The sequence below is a fragment of the Rhodococcus triatomae genome (assembly GCF_014217785.1).
GTDB lineage: Bacteria > Actinomycetota > Actinomycetes > Mycobacteriales > Mycobacteriaceae > Rhodococcus_F > Rhodococcus_F triatomae.
Map to the genome: position 1 here is coordinate 1,740,624 of NZ_CP048814.1, position 18,993 is coordinate 1,759,616.

Below are 18,993 nucleotides of genomic sequence, written 5' to 3' on the forward strand. Positions count from 1 at the left end.
CCCCTCACGTCCGGGGCAACCGCAACGTTCACTCGAAGGCGTCGTGTCCACTCGTCGGCCCGAGCGGCCGTCCGTCGCACGGAAACGACCGGTGATCGCACTGGTCGGTGACGGAAGAATGCGTCGGCACCCTCCTGTGACTACCCTCACAGAGGAGAACTATCGAGTCGAAAGAGGGCCGCATACATGACCAGCGCAGCACATCCGAGCGACGTGGCGGAGCACGACGTCCCCCAGTCGTACCCGCCCAGCCCCGAGTTCGCTGCCGCCGCCAACGCCGGGCCGGAACTGCAACAGGCAGCCGACCAGGACCGTCTCGCCTTCTGGGCGGACCAGGCGTCCCGCCTCCACTGGCACGAGAAGTGGACCGACGTCCTGGACTGGACCGACGCCCCGGTGGCCAAGTGGTTCGTGAACGGGAAGATCAACGTCGCCTACAACTGCGTGGACCGGCACGTCCTCGCCGGCAAGGGCGACCGCGTCGCCATCCACTTCGAGGGCGAACCCGGCGACACCCGGGACCTCACGTACAACGAGTTGCTCGCGGAGGTCTCCCGCGCCGCGAACACGTTCACCGACCTCGGCCTCGTCGCCGGGGACCGGGTCGCGATCTACATGCCGATGATTCCCGAGGCGATCGTGACGATGCTCGCCTGTGCGCGCCTCGGCCTCACCCACTCCGTCGTGTTCGCCGGCTTCTCCGCGACGGCCCTCCGCTCGCGCGTCGACGATGCCGAGGCCAAGCTCGTGGTCACGGTCGACGGCCAGTGGCGTCGCGGCCAGGCGGCTGCGCTCAAGCCCGCCGTCGACGAGGCTGTCGCCGACGCCGCATCGGTGCAGAAGGTGTTGGTGGTCAAGAGAACCGGCGTCGACGTCGACTGGACCGACGGCCGTGACCTGTGGTGGCACGACACGGTCGAGAAGGCGTCCCCGGAACACGAGGCGCAGCCGTTCGATGCCGAGCACCCGCTGTTCATCCTCTACACGTCCGGCACGACGGGCAAGCCGAAAGGCATCGTCCACACCACCGGCGGGTACCTCACCCAGGCGTCGTACACGCACCACAACGTCTTCGACCACAAGGAGGGCCAGGACGTCTACTGGTGCACCGCCGACATCGGCTGGGTCACCGGGCACACCTACATCGTCTACGGCCCGCTCAGCAACGGCGTCACCCAGGTGGTCTACGAGGGCACCCCGAACTCCCCGAACGAGCACCGGCACTTCGAGATCATCGAGAAGTACGGGGTGTCGATCTACTACACGGCCCCGACCCTGGTGCGCACGTTCATGAAGTGGGGCAGGCAGATTCCCGACGCACACGACCTGTCGTCGATCCGACTGCTGGGCTCGGTGGGCGAGCCGATCAACCCGGAGGCGTGGCGCTGGTTCCGGGACGTGATCGGTGGCGGCAACGTCCCCATCGTGGACACCTGGTGGCAGACCGAGACCGGCGCGATCATGATCTCGCCGCTGCCGGGTGTCACCGACGCCAAGCCCGGCTCCGCCATGGCGCCGCTTCCCGGCATCTCGGCGCAGATCGTCGACGACGCCGGCGAGGTACTCGGCAACGGCAAATCCGGCTACCTCGTCCTCGACCAGCCGTGGCCGTCGATGCTGCGCGGCATCTGGGGCGACATGCAGCGCTACCGCGAAACCTATTGGGCCCGTTACGCCGATCAGGGCTGGTACTTCGCCGGTGACGGCGCCAAGTACGACGAGGACGGAGCGCTCTGGGTGCTCGGTCGCGTCGACGACGTCATGAACATCTCCGGTCACCGCATCTCCACCGCCGAGGTGGAGTCCGCGCTCGTCGGGCACCACGGTGTCGCGGAGGCAGCCGTGGTCGGTGCATCCGACGAGACGACCGGCCAGGGCATCGTGGCATTCGTGATCCTGCGGGAGGGAGTCGAGAACACCGGGGACGAACTGATCGGTGAGCTCAAGGCCGAGGTGTCCCGCGAGATCAGCCCGATCGCGAAGCCGCGTCAGATCACGGTGGTGCCGGAGCTGCCGAAGACCCGCAGCGGCAAGATCATGCGCCGGCTGCTCCGCGACATCGCGGAAGGCCGGGACCTCGGCGACACCTCGACCCTGGTCGATCCGAAGGTCTTCGACGCCATTCGCGGCCGGTAGCCCGAGGCTGCCGCATCCGACCCGAGAGGGCCCCGACGCGAGTCGGGGCCCTCTCGCGTTTCGGCTGCCCGAGTCCGTTTCCCGAAAACTCGCGTAAGGTCGCAGCCATCGGGACCGTTCAGGTTCCCAACCCTAGGGGCACTCATGTCCGACAAGTCACCGCGCAGCAGCATGACGAAGAAGTCCGGAAAGTCCCTCAAGGAAAAGCGGGCCCTCAAGAAGGCCAAGTCGGACGGGCACACCGACGTCGAGATCGTGTCGAACGTCAAGAAGCGCTGAGCCGCAGACACCCGAAACCGGGAACGATCCTCACCGGGCACACCACACCGGCCCCTTCTCCCTCAGGAGCACAACCGAATATGCTCGACCTCGGCGTTCTCGCCCGTTCCCGCAAGGAGAACGAGCGACGCCTCCCCATCCACCCGACCCATCTGCCCCGCCTCGACGCCGACATCCGCGCGCATCTGTTCGTGGAGTCCGGATACGGCGAGGGCTTCGGTGTCACCGACGAGCAACTCTCCATTGTTGTCGCGGGCGTCCGCCCGCGTGAGCAACTGGTCGCCGAGTGCGACGTCCTGGTGCAGCCCAAGCCGGATGTCGCGGACCTGCAGGAGATGCGGACGGGCCAGATCCTCTGGGGGTGGCCGCACTGCGTCCAGGATCCCGCGCTCACCCAGGTGGCGATCGACCGGGACCTGACGCTCATCGCCTTCGAGGCGATGAACCACTGGAATCGTGACGGCAGCTTCGGCCTGCACGTGTTCCACAAGAACAACGAGCTCGCCGGGTACTGCTCGGTGCTGCACGCACTGCAACTCGCCGGATCCACCGGGGACTACGGTCGACGGCTCCGGGCCGTGGTGATCGGGTTCGGTGCCACCGCACGCGGGGCCGTCACCGCCCTGAACGCGCACGGTGTCGACGACGTCCGGGTGCTGACCAGCCGGAAGGTCGCAGCGGTCGGATCGCCGATCCACTCGGCCCGGATCGTGCAGGCCGTGTACGACCCGCGCGACCCGTCGGCAGCGCACGCGATGACCGACGCCGGCAAGGTTCCGATACCCGAATTCCTCGCGGGCAACGACATCGTCGTCAACTGCGTCCTCCAGGACCCCACTGCACCGCTGACCTTCCTCACGACCGCCGACCTGGGAGCCTTCGCCCCGAGAAGCCTTCTCGTGGACGTCTCCTGCGACGAGGGCATGGGGTTCGACTGGGCGCGACCGACCACGTTCGACGATCCGGCCTTCGTGGTCGGTGACGGCCTGCTCTACTACGCCGTCGACCACAGCCCGTCGTACCTGTGGGAGTCGGCGACCTGGGAGATCAGTGACGCGCTGATCCCGCATCTGCGGACCGTCCTCGGCGGCCCCGACGCGTGGGCGACGGACGAGACGATCGCCCGCGCGATCGAGATCCGCGCCGGGGTGGTGCTCAACCCCGACATCCTGACCTTCCAGGGCCGCAGCGAAGTCCACCCCCACCCCCGTGCGGCAGTCGCTGCCGGCTGAGGCCCGCGATCAGCTGTCCAGCGAGGCGTCCTTGGTCTCGCGCATCACCAACAGGGCGACGAAGGTCGCCGCGGCGGCGATCAGCAGGTAGACACCCACCCACTCGACGCCGTACGTCGTCGCCAGCCAGGTCGCGATGAACGGCGCCACGGCGGCGCCGATGATGCTGGACGCGTTGTAGGCGATGCCCGATCCGGTGTAGCGGACGTTGGTCGGGAACAGCTCGGGCAGTACGGCACTCATCGGCCCGAACGTCAGGCCCATGAGGATCATGCCCACGACGAGGAAGAACAGCATCCGGCCCTCGCTGATGGAGTCCACCGCGAGCATCGGGCCGAACGCCAGGCCGAACACCATGATCGCGCCGGTGACGACGAGCAGCGTGGAGCGACGGCCGAAGCGGTCGGCGAGCCAGCCGGCGACCGGAATCGTCGCCGCGAAGAACAGCACCGCGATCAACTGCAGTACCAGGAAGTCGCTGTAGTGGAAGCCGGCTCCGTGACCGCCGTCCGCCGCCGTCCTGCCGGTGCCGAAGCTGAGCACCCACGTCGTCATCAGGTAGAAGAGCGTGTACGTCGCGACCATGACGAACGTGCCGATGATCAGCTGCCGCCAGCTGGTCTTGAACACCTCGGCGAGCGGGGACTTCACCTTCTCGCCACGCTCGACGGCCCGGGCGAAGACCGGGGTCTCCTCCAGCTTCAGCCGGACGTACAGACCGATGAGGACCATCGCCGCGCTGAGCAGGAAGGGAATACGCCAGCCCCAGGTGAGGAAGGATCCGTCCAGATCCGGGTTCCCGTTGTCGTGCTCGAGGAACAGCGTGATGATCAGGAACAGGCCGTTGGCCATGAGGAACCCGATCGGGGCGCCGAGTTGTGGCCACATCGCGGCCCAGGCGCGCTTGCCCTTCTTCGCCGTCTCGGTGGCGAGCAGCGCGGCGCCGCTCCACTCACCACCCAGACCCAGGCCCTGGCTGAATCGCATGATCGCCAGCAGGGCCGGGGCGAGGATGCCGATCTGATGGTAGGTGGGCAGCAGGCCGATGAGGAAGGTCGCGATGCCCATCGTCAGCAGCGAGCCGACGAGGGTCGCCTTGCGGCCGATGCGATCCCCGAAGTGACCGAAGATGATCGATCCGAGCGGCCTGGCCACGAAGGCCAGGCCGAACGTCGCGAGCGAGGCGAGCAACGCCGTCGACGAATCGCCCTTCGGGAAGAACAGGTGGGGGAACACCGAGACCGCGGCCGTCGCATAGATGTAGAAGTCGTAGAACTCGATGGACGTGCCCACCATGCTCGCGACGACGATGCGGCTCCGGGGAACGCCGCCGACGGTGGCGTCGTCGTCCTCGGGATTCCCGCCGGGCCCGGATGACGGCAAGGCGGTGGTACTCACTGGGGCAACTCCTGAGACTTCGATGCTGTTCGACCGGGCGGTCGCGATCCGGTTTCCGGAACCCCGTCCCAATCAGTAGGAAGTCCTACCGAGTAGAGAATTGAACACCCTGGATAGTTCACGACGCAAATAGACGCCCCTGCGGGACCGCACCGGCGAGGTCAGCGAGTCGGACCCGTCTCCTGGCCGGTGTCACCCTCCCCTGGGTCGGCCTGCCCCGAGCCACCCTGCCCGGCGGACCCGAGTTCGTCGTAGCCCGTCCGCGCGGACAACGGGGCACCGACCAGATAGGCGGCCCGCCCCAGCGCGTTCCCCCCGACCGCGGAGGTGGCCAGGTTGATCACGATGGCGGCACCGGCCTTGACCGCGTTGGCAACGCTCGGGTCGAGCAGCAGCACCCCGAGGATCAGCAGCGAGATCCCGAGACCCGACGCGGTGGTGATCGCGCTGATCCGGGCATAGGCGTCCGGCAGTCTCAGCAACCCCAGCGCGCCGGCCGCGAACACGAGCGCACCGGCGACCAGGAGCACCGCCCCCACGATCTCGTTCGCGTTCATCGCCGCCCCCGGGTGACCAGCCGGGCCATGGACATCGTGGCCAGGAACCCGACCACTGTGGCCACGAGAATCACGTCGAAGACCACGCCCTCGGCAAGCTGTGTGCCCAGCAGGGCGACCACTCCGACGAACGCGAAGAAGATGAGGTCGGTGGCCACCGCGCGATCGGCATCGGTGGGCCCGGTGTGGATCCGCCAGGCCGCCGGGACCATCGTGAGTGCGACGACGACCAGGACCGTCCATACGACGAGGTTCACGATTGCTCTCCCTTGTCCGATGCACTCCGGCCCGGCAACGCACCGACATTCGCATTCCGCCGGAGTGCGCGGAGCATCCGGGCCTCCAGGTCACCGAGTTCGCGCCGGAACGCCCCCGGCTCCGGCGCATACATGCCGTGGACGTACAGCACCGGGTGCTCGGGCCCGGCACGTACCGCGAGAGTGAGCGTCCCCGGGGTCAGTGAGATCAGATTCGCCAGCAGGGTGATCTCGAGATCGGTCCGGCACCGCAGCGGCAACTCGACGATGCCGGCCTGCACGTCGCTACCGGGGGTGGCGATGTCCCTGATCACCGTCAAGTTGGAGACGACGAGCAGCCATCCGAAGTAGCCGGCGAACCCGAGCAGCCGCCACGGCCAGGTGATCAGGTGTGTGACACGGCGTGCGGCGCTCATCGCAGCACCGCCTCGACGTAGGCGGCGGGATCGTACAAACCGGCCGCGGCCTGCTCGACCAGCACGAGGACGCCCTGCGCACCGAGACCGACACACAGCGTCGCGGCGGTCAGGACCAGGGCGGGCCCGGCGAGGCGTAACGGAATCCTCGGCGACCTCGGGTCCGCCTGCGCCGCAGCGCGAGTGGGCCCCCCTCCGCCGACCGGAACCAGCGGCCGGTCAGCGGCGACGTAGTTGCCCATGAACATGCCCTTCCAGATCTTGAGCATGGACATGAGCGTCAGCAGACTGACCACGATCACCACTGCCAGGACCAGGAACCGACGTTCTTCGACCGCCGCCTCGGCGAGCAGGAGCTTGGCCACGAACCCGGAGAAGGGCGGCAGTCCCGCGAGCGACAGCGCGGCACCGAAGAACGCGGCGGCGACGAGTGGTTCACGTTTCGCGAGGCCCTGCACGGACCCCAGGGTGTCGGTGCCGTACGTCGTCTCCACCGCGCCGGTCGACAGGAACAGCGACGCCTTCACGATCATGTGATGGAGCAGGTAGAAGATCCCGGCGGTGAGGCCGATCGGCCCGAACAGTGCCACACCGAGCAGGATGTAGCCGATCTGGCTGACCATGTGGAATGTCAGGATGGTGCGCGCCTCGTTCTCGCCGACGGCACCGAACACCCCCACCAGCATCGTGGCGCAGGTGACGAGCAGGGCGATCCACAGGTACGTCGATTCGCCCTCGAAGATCACCGCGTAGATCCGGTAGATCGCATAGATCGCGACCTTGGTGTGCAGTCCGGAGAACAGCGCCCGCACGGCCGGCGACGCGTCGGGGTAGGTCTGTGTGAGCCATCCGTGCACCGGGACGACGGCGGCCTTGACGCACAGCGCGACGAGGACGACGGCGCACGCCGAGGCGACGAGCGGGGACTCTCGGGCGGCGCCGGCGAGTTCGGCGATGTTCACCGTTCCCGCCACCCCGTACACGAGGCCGACCCCGATCAGGAAGATCGTCGACGTCAGCAGGTTCGTCGTGACGTAGAGGCGACCGGCAGACAGGCGACGCGCACCACCGAAGATCGCGATGAGCCCGTACGAGGGGAGCAACATCACCTCGATGAACACGAACAGGTTGAACAGGTCGCCGGTGAAGAGTGCGCCGTAGACACCGGCGGACAGCACCAGTACCAGCGGAGCGAAGTATCGGCGGTCGCTGTCGCCGGCGACCACACCGAACCACGAGCACACGAGGGTGAGCAGCGCGGTCACCGTCATCATCAGCGCACTGAACATGTCGGCGACGAACGGGATGGCGATTCCGTTCGGCCACAGACCGACGTTGCTCACCAGGACCTCGCCGCCGTCGACGGCCACGACGAGGACGACGCCGAACGCGACGGCGGCGAGATGAGTGGCGAGCAGGATCACCGCGCGCACCGTCCGCGAGGGGACGACTGCCGTGAGCGCCGCGGCCAGGAGCGGAACGGCGACGGCCAGCGGCAGGAGTGTTCCGGTCATGAGGTCTCCTCGTCACGGCCGGCGGGACCGGGGCTGTCGGGACCGGGGCCGGTGTCGGGGTCGGGGTCGGGGACGGTGTCGTCGTCGTCCGTACCGTCGTCGACCGCGGCCAGCGTGAGCATGTAGATCGTGATGGAGAAGGCGATCACGATGGCCGTGAGGGTGAACGCCTGTGGCAGCGCATCCGCCATCGACGCGAGATCGGACAGATGCACCAGCGGGGCGTCCCGATCGGACGTCACCCCCGACGCCATGAGCACGAGGTTCCCGGCGTGGCCGAGCAGCACGAAACCGAAGGTGATGCGGACCATCCCGCGTTGCAGCACGAGGTACACCCCGCCGACGACGAGGACACCGACCAGGAGAGCGAGAGTCATCGGCCGTCTCCGTTCCGTCCGGACCGGGCCGCCCGCGTGGGCACCGCCGGCTCCGCCTCGGTGCCCGGGTCGCGTCCCAGCCGGTTGAGCGAGGCGAGGACGATCCCGATCACCGCGAGGTAGACGCCCAGATCGAAGACGAGGGCGGTGGTGAAGTGGTAGTCGCCGCCCCACGGCAACGGGACGGTGAAGTGCAGCGGAGTGAGGAACGCGCCGTCGACGTAGCCGAGCAGACCGACTGCGGTTCCCAACGCGACGCCGGAGCAGATGAGCCCGATGTACGGCAACCGGATCGGCGCCCGGGCGGCGTCGGGGGCACTCAGATAGGCGAGCGCGAACGCCGCGCCGCCGACGAGGGCCGAGATGAACCCGCCACCGGGGTCGTAATGTCCACGGAGCAGGAGATACACCGACAGGACGATGAGCGCCGGGGTCAGCCATCGGCCGACGGTGCGGGCCAGAAGCGTGTTGTCCACGGCCGATCCGACGGGTGTGTCCCGCAGAGATTCCGCGTGTGGGTCGGGCCTGGTGGGGAGCAATCGCGCCGAATCGAGCAGACCGGCGACCACCAGCCCGGCGATCCCCAGCACCGTGAGCTCGCCGAGGGTGTCGAGCGCGCGGAAGTCCACGAGGATCGTGTTGACGATGTTGGTACCACCGGTGACCGCCTCCGTCTCGGCGACGAAGTAGTCGGCCGCCGGTGACCGCTCGCGACGGCCGGTGAGGAAGTACGTCCCGAACGCGGCGGCGGCACCGGCGGCGACGGCGACCCCCGCCGCGGCGTTGCGCCGCATCCGGGACGGCCTGCGGAACCGGGCGGGCAGCCGACGCAGCACGAGCACCGCGACGACGACGGTGAGCACCTCGACGAGGAGCTGCGTGAGCCCCACGTCCGGGGCACCGAGGACGAAGAAGACGAGAGCGACGGCGAACCCCACCACACCGAGCAACGCCAGGGCCGCGAGCCGGGACGAGGTGGAGACGACACCCAGCACGCCCACCGCCACGAGCACCAGCAGCAGCCAGTCGACCGGCTCCGTCACCGGTTCCGGGAAGGGCACGACCACGACGCCGAGCACGAGCGCCGCCACCGCCGAGGCCACGAGGACGAGGAGCGGGGCAGCCAGGTGCCGGGTCGGCGACTGGGACCTGGTCAGGTCTCCGACCCGGGCGCCGAACGCGATGGTCCCCGCGTGGATCCGCTCGAACACGTCGACCCCCCGCACGGGGAACAGATCCCGGTCGAGTACCCGGTCGACCGCGTCGCGGCGCAGGAACAGCAGGCTACCGACGGCGATCGCGGTCACCGACATCCACAGTGCGGGTGTGAACCCGTACCAGAGCGCCAGGTGGACGTTGCCCACCTCGCCCTGGGTGTCGAGGGAGATGCGATCCACCAGCGGGGCGAGCCACTGCGAATTCAACCCCAGGACGAGTCCGGCGATCGAGGAGACCGCGGCGGGCACGCGGAACGCGATCGACGGGTCGTGCAGCCGGGCCTGCGTGGTGGGACCACCGAACGCGCCGTAGACGATGCGGAAGGAGTAGGCGAACGTGAGGATCGACGCCGATACCGCGACGGCACCGACGACCCCGCCCGCGAACTGCGGCCCCGGCGCCTCGAGATAGGCGCCGAACAGGTTCTCCTTGGAGACGAAGCCGAGGAGCGGGGGTATCCCCGCCATCGAGGCCGCCGACAGCGCGGCGAGAACTCCGGTGACCGGCATGACCCGCCACAGGCCGGTGAGCTGCCGGATGTCCCGGCTGCCCACTTCCCGGTCGATCACCCCGACCAGCATGAACAGCGTCGCCTTGAACAGGGCGTGGGCGAGGGTGTGCAACCCGGCCGCGGCGAGCGCGGTGGGCGTCCCCACCCCGATGACGGCGACGATCAGGCCCAGCTGGCTCACGGTGGAATAGGCGAGCAGTTCCTTGAGGTCGTGGCGTTGCAGTGCGAACACGGCGCCGAGGACCGCGGTGAGCAGGCCCACGCCGATCAGCATCGCCTGCCAGACGCCGTTCGCGCCGAGCGCGGGCGAGAACCGCATCAGCAGGTAGATCCCCGCCTTGACCATCGCCGCGGCGTGCAGATAGGCACTCACCGGCGTCGCGGCGGCCATCGCGTCCGGAAGCCAGTAGTGGAACGGGAACTGCGCGGACTTCGTGAAGGCGGCGACCGCGATCAGGATTCCCACACTGGTCGAGAACGCGGTGTTCTCGTGCCAGATCGGATCCGCGAGTATCGCGCCGAGGTTTGTCGTGCCGGTGAACGACCACATCGTGACCACGGCGGCGAGCAGTGCCAGCCCGCCCGCGCCGGTGAGCAGGAAGGTACGTACGGCGGGGCCGCTCGCCCTCGCACCGGAACGTCCGATCAGGAAGAACGAGCAGATCGTCGTGAACTCCCAGAACACGAACAGCAACACGATGTCGTCCGCGAGGACGAGCCCGAACATGGACGCGGCGAACAGCGTCATCAGAAGGTAGAAACCGCCGTGCCTGCCGTGGCCGAAATAGCTCGCCGAGTACGCCATGATCAGCGCACCCACGCCGAGCACGAGCACCAGGAACAGGAATGCGGTGCCGTCCAGACGTAGCGAGAAGTCGATCCCGAGGGCCGGGATCCATGCGTGTGTCACCTGTACGACGCCGGAATCCGCGAGTTGGGGCGTGGCGACGACCGCGACCACGGCGCCGACCGTCGTGAACACCGCGGCGAGGATCCAGCCGGTGGCCCTGCCGACGGCGCGATCGACGAACGGGGCGGCGACGGCCGCCGCCGACAGGACGATCAACGCCCAGACCAAGACCATGCAGCCACCTTCACGAGCCGTCGACGAATGCAGACGCCGACCAGGCTTCCCGGCACACCGCCGCTCAATCTATCCGATCCCGCCGTGCGGTCCGCCATCGCCGCATCCGGCGTGCCGCTAGCCTGCACGTAGCAGAACTCCCCGCGGCGGGGTGGCGGTCGGTGGCTGCCTCCCCGAACGGATCCGCACTACTGTTGCGAGGTGTTCGAGTGCATGCGACAGCGGCACACGACGCCGAGCAACCACACGAGCTACCTGGAGGGGTCGACTAGTGAGCAACACCGACGGCACGTACGAGCGCTACACCGGTGACGGGGTACCGCGCACCGTCACGTCCATCCCGTTGACCGACGTCGATGCCCGGACCCCGGCCGACGCGAGTATCGGCGCGCTGGTCAAGGATGCGACGACGCAGATGTCGACGCTCGTGCGCGCCGAGGTGGAGCTGGCCAAGGCCGAGGTGACCGGCGAGGTCAAGCGGGGCCTGCAGGGCAGCGTGTTCTTCATCCTCGCCTTCACCGTCCTGCTCTTCAGTTCGTTCTTCTTCTTCTTCTTCCTCGCCGAGTTGCTGGACGTGTGGGTCGCTCGTTGGCTGGCCTTCCTCATCGTGTTCCTCATCATGGTCGTGGCCACCGCGATCCTCGCGTTCATCGGCTATCGGCGGGTGAAGAAGATCCGGGCTCCGGAGAAGACCATCGAGTCCTTGAAGACGACGGGGTCGGTGCTGTCGGCGGCAGGCCACGAGCCCGTCCCCACCGGGCGACACGCGAAATAGACGACGGGCTGTGCCGGCACCTGATCCGTCGACGGTCCGCTTTCCCGGACCGTGGGAACATCTCGACGTCCACGCCAACGGAATCCGGTTCCACACCGTGCAGTCGCCCGGGGGCACTCCGAGCGCGCCGCTGGCGGTCCTGCTGCACGGGTTCGCGGACTTCTGGTGGTCGTGGCGCCACCAGATTCCCGCGCTCACCGAGCAGGGCTACCGTGTCGTCGCCGTCGATCTCCGGGGATACGGCGATTCCGACAAGCCGCCGCGCGGATACGACGGATGGACCCTCGCCGGGGACATCGCGGGATTGATCCGCGCCCTCGGGCACGCCGACGCGACGCTGATCGGGCACGCCGACGGCGGCCTCGTCTGCTGGGCGACCGCCATCCTCCATCCCCGCCTGGTCCGCTCGATCGCGCTGATCGGATCGCCCCACCCGGTGGCGCTGAAGGAATCGGTGCTGCGCGACCGGCGCCAGCGCGCGGCGCTGCTGCCCTCGTTCCTCGCCTGCCAGCTGCCGTGGCGGCCGGAGCGGCGCCTCACCGCAGACGGCGGCGACCGGGTCGAACAGCTGATCCGTGACCGGAGCGGACCGGCATTCCCGCGTCGGGACGACTACCGGGACGTGGTGACGCGGATGCGTTCGGCCATCCGCATCCCCGGCGCGGCGCACTGCACCCTGGAGTACCAGCGGTGGGCCTTCCGCAGCCAGTTCCGTCCCGACGGACGCCGCTTCATGCACGCGATGGACCGGGTGGTGGATCTACCGGTCCTGCACCTGCACGGCGAACTGGACCCGTACATCCTCGCTCCGACGATCCGTCACGGCGACCGCCTCGCGCCGCACCGGCACGTCGAATCGGCTCCGGGAATCGGTCACTACGTGCACTGGGAGGCACCGGAGTTCACGACGGCGAAGCTCGGCGCCTTCCTCGACGACACCACCGGCTGACGAGCCGCTCGCGGCGCCGTTCCGCGATCAGCCGATGCAGGCGCCGGTACCGACTGCCGCGCCCGTGCCGGAGGCCAGCTCCAGCTGCCGGGACACCTCACCGGTGGTGAGGGCGAAGCCGGTGTCCGTGTTGTCCACCGCGGCGCCGAACACCACCCCGAGGACACGGCCCTCGACGTCGACGAGCGGCCCCCCGGAGTTGCCCTGCCGGATGGATCCGCGCACGGTGTAGACCTCGCGGGTGACCGTGCCGCTGCGGTAGATGTCCGGCCCCTCGAGGTTGAGCACCTCGCGGATCCGGACGGCACTCGCGGTGTACGGTCCGCCACCCGGGTAGCCGAGCACGAGGGCGTCGTCCCCGGTCCGTCCCGGCTCCGGGGCCAGGTCGAGCGGTGTGGCGTCCAGCCCGGGTACCCGCAGCACGGCGACGTCGGTGCCCGGATCGAACAGGATCACCTCGGCGTCGAGACTGCCACCGTCGATCGTGTCGACGACCACGCCCGCAGTGCCCGCGACGACGTGCGCGTTGGTCATCACCCGCTCGGGAGCGACGACGAAACCGGACCCCTCGAGCGCCCGCTGACAGCTGGGTGCCACCCCGCGAATCCGGAGCACACTCGGTTGCAGACGCTGCGCGACGGGGCTCTCCAGCACGCTCGGGTCGGGCGGCTCGACGGTCGTGATCGGAGTCCGGCCGAACGGCCCCATGACCTCGGGCAGACCGGACGTGTCCAGGAGAGCGGAGAACTCGGCGGGCAGATCCCGCAGCCAGTCCGGGGCCAGGTCGTCGACGAACTGCAGTGCCGACGAGCCGCGCACGGCCGCTGCGATCTGCGGCTGCGACGACGAGGCGAGCGGAATCGCCAACAACCACGCGGCGACGAACACTGCCACCGCCTGTACGCCGGCACCGACGATGCTGTCCACCGACCGGGCGACGGGACTGTGCATGTTGCCCCGGGCCGCGCGGCCGAGCACCATCCCGGCGACCTCGCCGATGATCACCAGCAGCACGATCAGACAGATCCCGGCGAGGATCCGCCAGCGGGAGTCCTCGATGTGGACCAGCAGATGAGGCGCGATCATGATGCCCGCCACCGCACCGAGCACGACCCCGACGAAGGCGAGGACGGAGGCGACCGCCCCCTGCCGCCAGCCGGACGCGGCAGCGATCAGCGCGACGACGACGAGCAGGACGTCGAGCCAGTTCGATCCGGTCACCGCGCACGCTCCGGCCTGCCGTCGGCCGTGTCGGTGGCCGGCCCTTCCCAATCCTGGCCCGCATCGGCCAGCGCGGACTCGAGATCACGGACGTCGTCGGTGTCCCAGGGCACCTCCCACCCCGACACCGCGAGCAACGCGGCGAGGATGCCTGCCGTGAATCCCCAGACGAGCATGCCGTCGGCGGTGAAGGCCGGCCCCTGATAGCCGGCCGGATGGGACACCTGGAACCGGTGTGCCGGGTCGATGAGCGTGTGCAACGGCACCCGCACCACCCGGGCCGCCTCGGCCGGATCGACGACCCCTACCGGGCAGGGTCGCTCCCAGTACGCCAGCACCGGGGTGACGTCGAAGCCGGACGGGGGGACGAAGATCTCGGGCAGCACGGTCAGCGGGCGAACCCCGGCAGGGTCGAGCCCCGTCTCCTCCTCCGCTTCACGGAGCGCGGTCCCGATCGGTCCGTCGTCGCCCGGGTCGGCGGCACCGCCGGGGAAGGCGACCTGCCCGCTGTGCTGGCGCATGGTCGCGGCACGCTGGGTCAGCAGGATGTCTGCGTCCGGTGGCAGTCCCCCACGCACCAGGGGGTCGGCCTCGGCCGGGCCGCCGAACAGGATCAGAACGGCCGCGTCCCGCACCGGTGCCCCGTCGGGCGCACGCCGGCCGACGACCGGGTTGAGGTGATGGGGATCGCTCGGTGTGCGCTCGACGACGCCACGCAACCAGTCGGGCACCCGGTTCCCGCTCATACCGCGACTCCCAGATGCTCGTCCACGGCGTCGGCGATCTCGTCGACGCTGTGGAACGGCTGGGGCAGGACCTTGGCGACCGTTCCGTCGGCGCGGACGAGCACCGACACGGGCAGCACCGGTGGGGCACTCACCGCGGCCCGGACCCGTCCGGACGGGTCCTGTACCCCGGACAGCGACACGTCGTAGGCGACGAGTCGGCCGAGTGCTTCGGTCTCGTTGGGATCGCTGTGCACCGTGAGAACAGTAACCGCGTCCCCTGCCCTGGCCGAAAACTCCTGGAGATAGGGCAGTTCCTCGGCGCAGGGAGCACACCAGTAGGCCCACAGGTTCACCAGAGCGGGGCGTCCCGCCAACGCGTCGGCCAGGTCGACCGGCGTGCCGTCGGCGAGGCAGGACAGCGTGATCCCCGCCAATGCGGCCCCGGCACCGGCTGTTCCGGGTTCCGGACAGGCCTCGAGGGCGGCGTCCGCCCGGAGGGCGGTGAGCGTGGACGGGTCGGCATCGACCTCGCCGACCGGAGTTCTGCCGGTCTGCCCGAACCTGTCGTCGTACGACGACGCCTCGTCCTCGCCGCGCGGCCAGATCGCGACGACGAGGGCCGCGACCATCACCAGAGCCACCAGGGACCACCGTGCCGAATTGCTCACTGCCCGTCGGTACCTGACGATTCCGCGATGCCGGCCAGCGCCAGCAGGTGCTCCGTCTCCGGACCCTTGACCAGTTTCGCCGCCGTTTCCTTGTCGACCGGGCCGAGCCCGAACGACGGGCAGTCCTTGGCGAGGACGCACACTCCGCAGGCCGGTTTCCTGGCGTGACACACCCGGCGACCGTGGAAGATCACCCGATGCGACAGCAGGGTCCATTCCTTGCGCTCGATCAGCGCGCCGACCGCGTGCTCGACCTTCACCGGATCCTCGTCGTCCGTCCACTTCCATCGCCGCACGAGCCGTCCGAAATGCGTGTCGACCGTGATCCCCGGGACGTCGAAGGCGTTGCCGAGAATCACGTTCGCCGTCTTCCGGCCGACACCGGGGAGAGTGACGAGTTGCTTCAGGGTGCGCGGTACCTCGCCGTCGAAACGTTCGAGTAGGGCCTGCCCGAGCCCGATCAGCGAATTCGCCTTGTTCCGGTAGAACCCGGTCGGACGCAGATACTCCTCGAGCTCGGTGCGATCGGCCTCCGCGTAGGCGCGGGCGTCGGGATACCGGGCGAAAAGCGACGGAGTGACCTGATTCACGCGCACGTCCGTCGTCTGCGCGGACAGGATCGTGGCCACGGTCAGCTCGAGCGGAGTGGTGAAATCGAGTTCGCAGTACACGTGCGGAAAAGCGACCGCGAGGGTGCGATTCATCCGCCGTGCCCTGCGGACGAGCGCCAGATGCGACTCCGGCGCGCGCGGCGACCGCCGCTGCACGGGCGTGGAAGAAGACACGCCGTCAACTGTACGGACCCGGCCAGGTCACGATTCCGCAGCCGCCGAGTCCGTGTCGGGGCCGTGTCGCTTCTGAGACCTTGGGCGTGTTTACTGCCCAGTATGCAAGGTCTCGCTGTGATCCTCTTCCCAGTGCTGCTCATGCTGTTCGCGTTGGCGATGGAGCGTGTGGAGTTCCGTCTCCGTCGCTTCTCCGTCCGCCAGCAGGAGGTCGAAGAGTTCCTCGACCAGGCAAGTCACGACGAGGTCGCGGCGCTGGCGCAGGAGGGATTCCCGAATGCGCTCGACCGTTTCCACCTTCGCCGCAAGGGCGCAGCAGGCAACGAGCCCCGCCCCACGGGCATCCACGCCGTCGGTTCCGGACAGGCCGGATGACTCGCCGGGCCGCATGACCCGCTTCCGAACGAATCGGACAGTAACGTGGTATCGGTCACTCGCTGGGCACGAGGTCAACGTAGACTTCACGCGTACCAGTTGCATGCGGCACCACGAGCGCTGATCCGGTCGTCGTCTGCAACGAAGTCGAACCACCGTTCGACACGGGTGCGCAGAATGACACAACACACGATTTCGCAGAACGATTTCTCAAGGAGCGCACGTGGACGACGTCCTGGCAAGAGCCGGCATCTTCCAAGGAGTCGAGCCCTCAGCGGTAGCGGCGCTGACCAAGCAGCTGCAGCCCGTCGACTTCCCCCGCGGACATGTCATCTTCAACGAGGGTGAACCCGGCGACCGCCTGTACATCATCGTGTCCGGCAAGGTGAAGATCGGACGCCGTTCCCCGGACGGCCGGGAGAACCTGCTCACGATCATGGGCCCGTCCGACATGTTCGGCGAACTGTCGATCTTCGATCCCGGGCCGCGTACCTCCACCGCCACCACGGTCACCGAGGTGCGTGCCGTGAGCATGGACCGCGAGGCGCTCAAGCAGTGGATCGACCACCGCCCCGAGATCGCCGAGCAGTTGCTGCGTGTCCTCGCGCGTCGTCTGCGCCGCACCAACAACAACCTGGCGGACCTCATCTTCACCGACGTCCCCGGCCGCGTCGCCAAGGCCCTGCTGCAGCTGGCGCAGCGCTTCGGCACCCAGGAGGCGGGCGCACTGCGCGTCACGCACGATCTGACGCAGGAAGAGATCGCCCAGCTCGTCGGCGCCTCCCGCGAGACGGTCAACAAGGCGCTCGCCGACTTCGCCCACCGCGGCTGGCTGCGGCTCGAGGGCAAGAGCGTGCTGATCTCGGACTCCGAGCGTCTGGCCCGCCGCGCCCGCTGATCGACTCCCCCACCCGGCACGATGTCACACCGGTTTCGTCAGATCGAACCGATGGGGCATCGTGCCGGTGTCGGGTCCGGCAGCGCACTCAGCGGCGCAGGTACTCCAGCTGCACGTTGACCGACTTCTCGGCCACCGGCCACAGTGTCGGGTCGACGTCCGAATACACCTGCTCGACGACGGCGCGTACCGGCGCGTCCGCACCGAGGGTGTCCAGTGCGGAGCGGACCTGAGCCAGCCGATCCTCACGATGCGCGAGGTACTGGCGGGCGACGGTCTCCAGGTCGGGCAGGTCCGGGCCGTGCCCGGGCAACACGGTGCGCCCACCGCCGAGACCGATCAGGTCCCGCAGTGACGTCAGGTAGTCGCCGAGGTCGCCGTCGCTGTCGTCGAGGACGGTGGTGCCCCGACCCAGGATGGTGTCTCCGGTGAGGACCGCCCCCGGCTGGGAACGGTCCGGTTCGATCACGACGGACACCGAGTCGGCCGTGTGACCCGGCGTCGGCAGAATCCGCAATACCAGCCCGGCCACCTCGATCACCTCACCCTGCTCGAAGGCCGTGCCGCCACCCCGATGGAACCGGTGGTCGACGGCGCGCACGGGGGCGCCGGTGATCTCGGCGAACTTCTCGACACCGCCGGTGTGGTCGAAGTGCCGGTGGGTGACGAGCGTCAGCGCCACCGGCCCGATCCCGGCGACCCGGTGCAGATGCTCCTCGTCGTGGTCACCGGGATCGACGACGACGCACTCGTCCCGGCCCGGTGCACGCAACACCCACGTGTTGGTGCCGTCCAGCGTCATCATCCCCGGATTGTTCTCGAGCATCACCGCCGCGACGGGTGTGACCTGCCGCAGCTGCGCATAGGCGGGGTGACTCGGTGGAGACGCTCCCGGTGCGGAATCGCTCTGGGTCATCGCGGCTACTCGGGGACGTCCGGAATCACCTGGGCGATCAACTCGACCTCGACGGGAGCACCCAGCGGCAACTCGGCGACACCCACCGCGGACCGGGCGTGCACACCCACGTCACCGAAGATCTCGCCGAACAGCTCGGACGCACCGTTGACGACGCCCGGCTGGCCGGTGAAACCGTCCGCGGACGCGACGAACCCGGTGACCTTCACGATGCGCACCACGGTGTCGATGCCGACGAGGGAGTCCAGAGCCGCGAGCGCGTTGAGCCCACAGAGCTTGGCGGCGTCCTTGGCGGTCTCCTCGCTCACCTCCGCGCCGACCTTGCCGGACGAGTGCAGTTCCCCGTTCACGAACGGCAGCTGCCCGGAGGTGTAGACGAGGTTTCCGGCTCGCACCGCGGGGACGTAGGCCGCCACCGGGGCCGCGACCGGAGGGAGGGTGATGCCGAGCTCGACGAGCCGACCCGTCCAGCTCCGGTCACTTCCGTTGTCTGCCATGAAAATCAGTCCTTCGGACGCTTCAGGTAGGCGACGTGCTGCTCTCCGGTGGGGCCGGGCAGCACGGTGACGAGTTCCCAGCCGTCGGCTCCCCACTGGTCGAGGATCTGCTTGGTGGCATGGGTCAGCAGGGGCACGGTCGCGTACTCCCACGAAGTCGATTCACTCATGTGGGTGAGCCTATCCCCCGCGTGCTCGTCCT

At 68.8% G+C, this 18,993-nt stretch carries 21 protein-coding genes; 7 read left to right on the forward strand and 14 right to left on the reverse strand.

Annotated elements, in window-relative coordinates:
• The first annotated feature begins 186 nt into the window (after positions 1 to 186).
• The 3 genes from acs to G4H71_RS08150 all read left to right on the forward strand — a co-directional run bounded on the left by acs (position 187) and on the right by G4H71_RS08150 (position 3,647).
• Positions 187 to 2,136, forward strand: a complete 1,950-nt coding sequence (acs, locus tag G4H71_RS08145) for an acetate--CoA ligase (RefSeq protein ID WP_072740298.1) — start codon at positions 187 to 189, stop codon at positions 2,134 to 2,136.
• Between the two features lie 144 nt (positions 2,137 to 2,280).
• Positions 2,281 to 2,415, forward strand: a complete 135-nt coding sequence (locus G4H71_RS22570) for a hypothetical protein (protein WP_255314925.1) — start codon at positions 2,281 to 2,283, stop codon at positions 2,413 to 2,415.
• Between the two features lie 80 nt (positions 2,416 to 2,495).
• A complete protein-coding gene (locus G4H71_RS08150; protein WP_072740299.1) occupies positions 2,496 to 3,647 on the forward strand; it encodes a N(5)-(carboxyethyl)ornithine synthase in 1,152 nt (383 codons plus the stop codon).
• Between the two features lie 9 nt (positions 3,648 to 3,656).
• Here the strand turns inward: G4H71_RS08150 and G4H71_RS08155 are convergent, their stop codons facing one another.
• From G4H71_RS08155 to G4H71_RS08185, 7 genes are all read right to left on the reverse strand, one after another.
• Positions 3,657 to 5,030, reverse strand: a complete 1,374-nt coding sequence (locus G4H71_RS08155) for an MFS transporter (RefSeq protein WP_074700639.1) — start codon at positions 5,028 to 5,030, stop codon at positions 3,657 to 3,659.
• Between the two features lie 176 nt (positions 5,031 to 5,206).
• Positions 5,207 to 5,602: a cation:proton antiporter gene (locus G4H71_RS08160; protein ID WP_074700636.1), complete on the reverse strand. Its 396-nt coding sequence runs from the start codon at positions 5,600 to 5,602 to the stop codon at positions 5,207 to 5,209.
• Positions 5,599 to 5,859 (reverse strand): MrpF/PhaF family protein, encoded by a 261-nt coding sequence (locus tag G4H71_RS08165; RefSeq protein WP_246442405.1) that lies wholly within the window; start codon positions 5,857 to 5,859, stop codon positions 5,599 to 5,601. The genes G4H71_RS08160 and G4H71_RS08165 overlap by 4 nt, the downstream gene beginning before the upstream one ends.
• Positions 5,856 to 6,275 carry a Na+/H+ antiporter subunit E gene (locus G4H71_RS08170; protein WP_072737307.1) on the reverse strand — a complete coding sequence of 140 codons (420 nt, stop codon included), beginning with the start codon at positions 6,273 to 6,275 and terminating at the stop codon, positions 5,856 to 5,858. Before G4H71_RS08170 ends, G4H71_RS08165 begins: the two co-directional genes overlap by 4 nt.
• On the reverse strand, positions 6,272 to 7,789 hold the full coding sequence (locus G4H71_RS08175) for a monovalent cation/H+ antiporter subunit D family protein (RefSeq protein WP_072737308.1): 1,518 nt from the start codon (positions 7,787 to 7,789) through the stop codon (positions 6,272 to 6,274). Before G4H71_RS08175 ends, G4H71_RS08170 begins: the two co-directional genes overlap by 4 nt.
• On the reverse strand, positions 7,786 to 8,166 hold the full coding sequence (locus tag G4H71_RS08180) for a sodium:proton antiporter (protein WP_072737309.1): 381 nt from the start codon (positions 8,164 to 8,166) through the stop codon (positions 7,786 to 7,788). Before G4H71_RS08180 ends, G4H71_RS08175 begins: the two co-directional genes overlap by 4 nt.
• Positions 8,163 to 10,979, reverse strand: a complete 2,817-nt coding sequence (locus G4H71_RS08185) for a DUF4040 family protein (protein WP_072737310.1) — start codon at positions 10,977 to 10,979, stop codon at positions 8,163 to 8,165. The genes G4H71_RS08180 and G4H71_RS08185 overlap by 4 nt, the downstream gene beginning before the upstream one ends.
• Before the next feature lie 271 nt (positions 10,980 to 11,250).
• On the opposite strand from G4H71_RS08185, the gene G4H71_RS08190 reads away from it, so the two are divergent.
• Together G4H71_RS08190 and G4H71_RS08195 are read left to right on the forward strand one after the other, a co-directional pair.
• Entirely contained in the window at positions 11,251 to 11,754 is a 504-nt protein-coding gene (locus tag G4H71_RS08190; RefSeq protein ID WP_072737311.1) for a phage holin family protein, read from the forward strand.
• A 10-nt stretch (positions 11,755 to 11,764) separates the two neighbouring features.
• Positions 11,765 to 12,703, forward strand: coding sequence for an alpha/beta fold hydrolase (locus tag G4H71_RS08195; RefSeq protein WP_072737312.1), 939 nt, complete (start codon positions 11,765 to 11,767; stop codon positions 12,701 to 12,703).
• A gap of 27 nt (positions 12,704 to 12,730) precedes the next feature.
• Here G4H71_RS08195 and G4H71_RS08200 read toward each other — a convergent pair whose 3' ends face one another.
• The 4 genes from G4H71_RS08200 to nth are packed head-to-tail and all read right to left on the reverse strand — an operon-like array spanning position 12,731 to position 16,024.
• A complete protein-coding gene (locus G4H71_RS08200; RefSeq protein WP_072737313.1) occupies positions 12,731 to 13,924 on the reverse strand; it encodes a MarP family serine protease in 1,194 nt (397 codons plus the stop codon).
• Positions 13,921 to 14,670, reverse strand: coding sequence for an NUDIX hydrolase (locus G4H71_RS08205; RefSeq protein WP_072737314.1), 750 nt, complete (start codon positions 14,668 to 14,670; stop codon positions 13,921 to 13,923). The genes G4H71_RS08200 and G4H71_RS08205 overlap by 4 nt, the downstream gene beginning before the upstream one ends.
• Positions 14,667 to 15,281 carry a TlpA family protein disulfide reductase gene (locus G4H71_RS08210; RefSeq protein ID WP_072737533.1) on the reverse strand — a complete coding sequence of 205 codons (615 nt, stop codon included), beginning with the start codon at positions 15,279 to 15,281 and terminating at the stop codon, positions 14,667 to 14,669. Before G4H71_RS08210 ends, G4H71_RS08205 begins: the two co-directional genes overlap by 4 nt.
• 35 nt (positions 15,282 to 15,316) lie before the next feature.
• Entirely contained in the window at positions 15,317 to 16,024 is a 708-nt protein-coding gene (gene nth / locus G4H71_RS08215; protein WP_083343054.1) for an endonuclease III, read from the reverse strand.
• A 183-nt stretch (positions 16,025 to 16,207) separates the two neighbouring features.
• Between nth and G4H71_RS08220 the strand changes: the two genes are divergently transcribed.
• Positions 16,208 to 16,480, forward strand: a complete 273-nt coding sequence (locus G4H71_RS08220) for a hypothetical protein (RefSeq protein ID WP_072737316.1) — start codon at positions 16,208 to 16,210, stop codon at positions 16,478 to 16,480.
• A gap of 223 nt (positions 16,481 to 16,703) precedes the next feature.
• Entirely contained in the window at positions 16,704 to 17,378 is a 675-nt protein-coding gene (locus G4H71_RS08225) for a Crp/Fnr family transcriptional regulator (protein WP_072737317.1), read from the forward strand.
• Positions 17,379 to 17,466: 88 nt separating this feature from the next.
• Here G4H71_RS08225 and G4H71_RS08230 read toward each other — a convergent pair whose 3' ends face one another.
• From G4H71_RS08230 to sp36, 3 genes are read right to left on the reverse strand one after another with little or no spacing between them, the layout of a single operon-like run.
• Positions 17,467 to 18,294 (reverse strand): MBL fold metallo-hydrolase, encoded by an 828-nt coding sequence (locus G4H71_RS08230; RefSeq protein WP_072737318.1) that lies wholly within the window; start codon positions 18,292 to 18,294, stop codon positions 17,467 to 17,469.
• Positions 18,295 to 18,299: 5 nt separating this feature from the next.
• Entirely contained in the window at positions 18,300 to 18,791 is a 492-nt protein-coding gene (locus G4H71_RS08235; RefSeq protein ID WP_072737319.1) for a RidA family protein, read from the reverse strand.
• A gap of 5 nt (positions 18,792 to 18,796) precedes the next feature.
• On the reverse strand, positions 18,797 to 18,961 hold the full coding sequence (sp36, locus tag G4H71_RS08240) for a Sp36 family protein (RefSeq protein ID WP_072737320.1): 165 nt from the start codon (positions 18,959 to 18,961) through the stop codon (positions 18,797 to 18,799).
• Between the last annotated feature and the right edge of the window lie 32 nt (positions 18,962 to 18,993).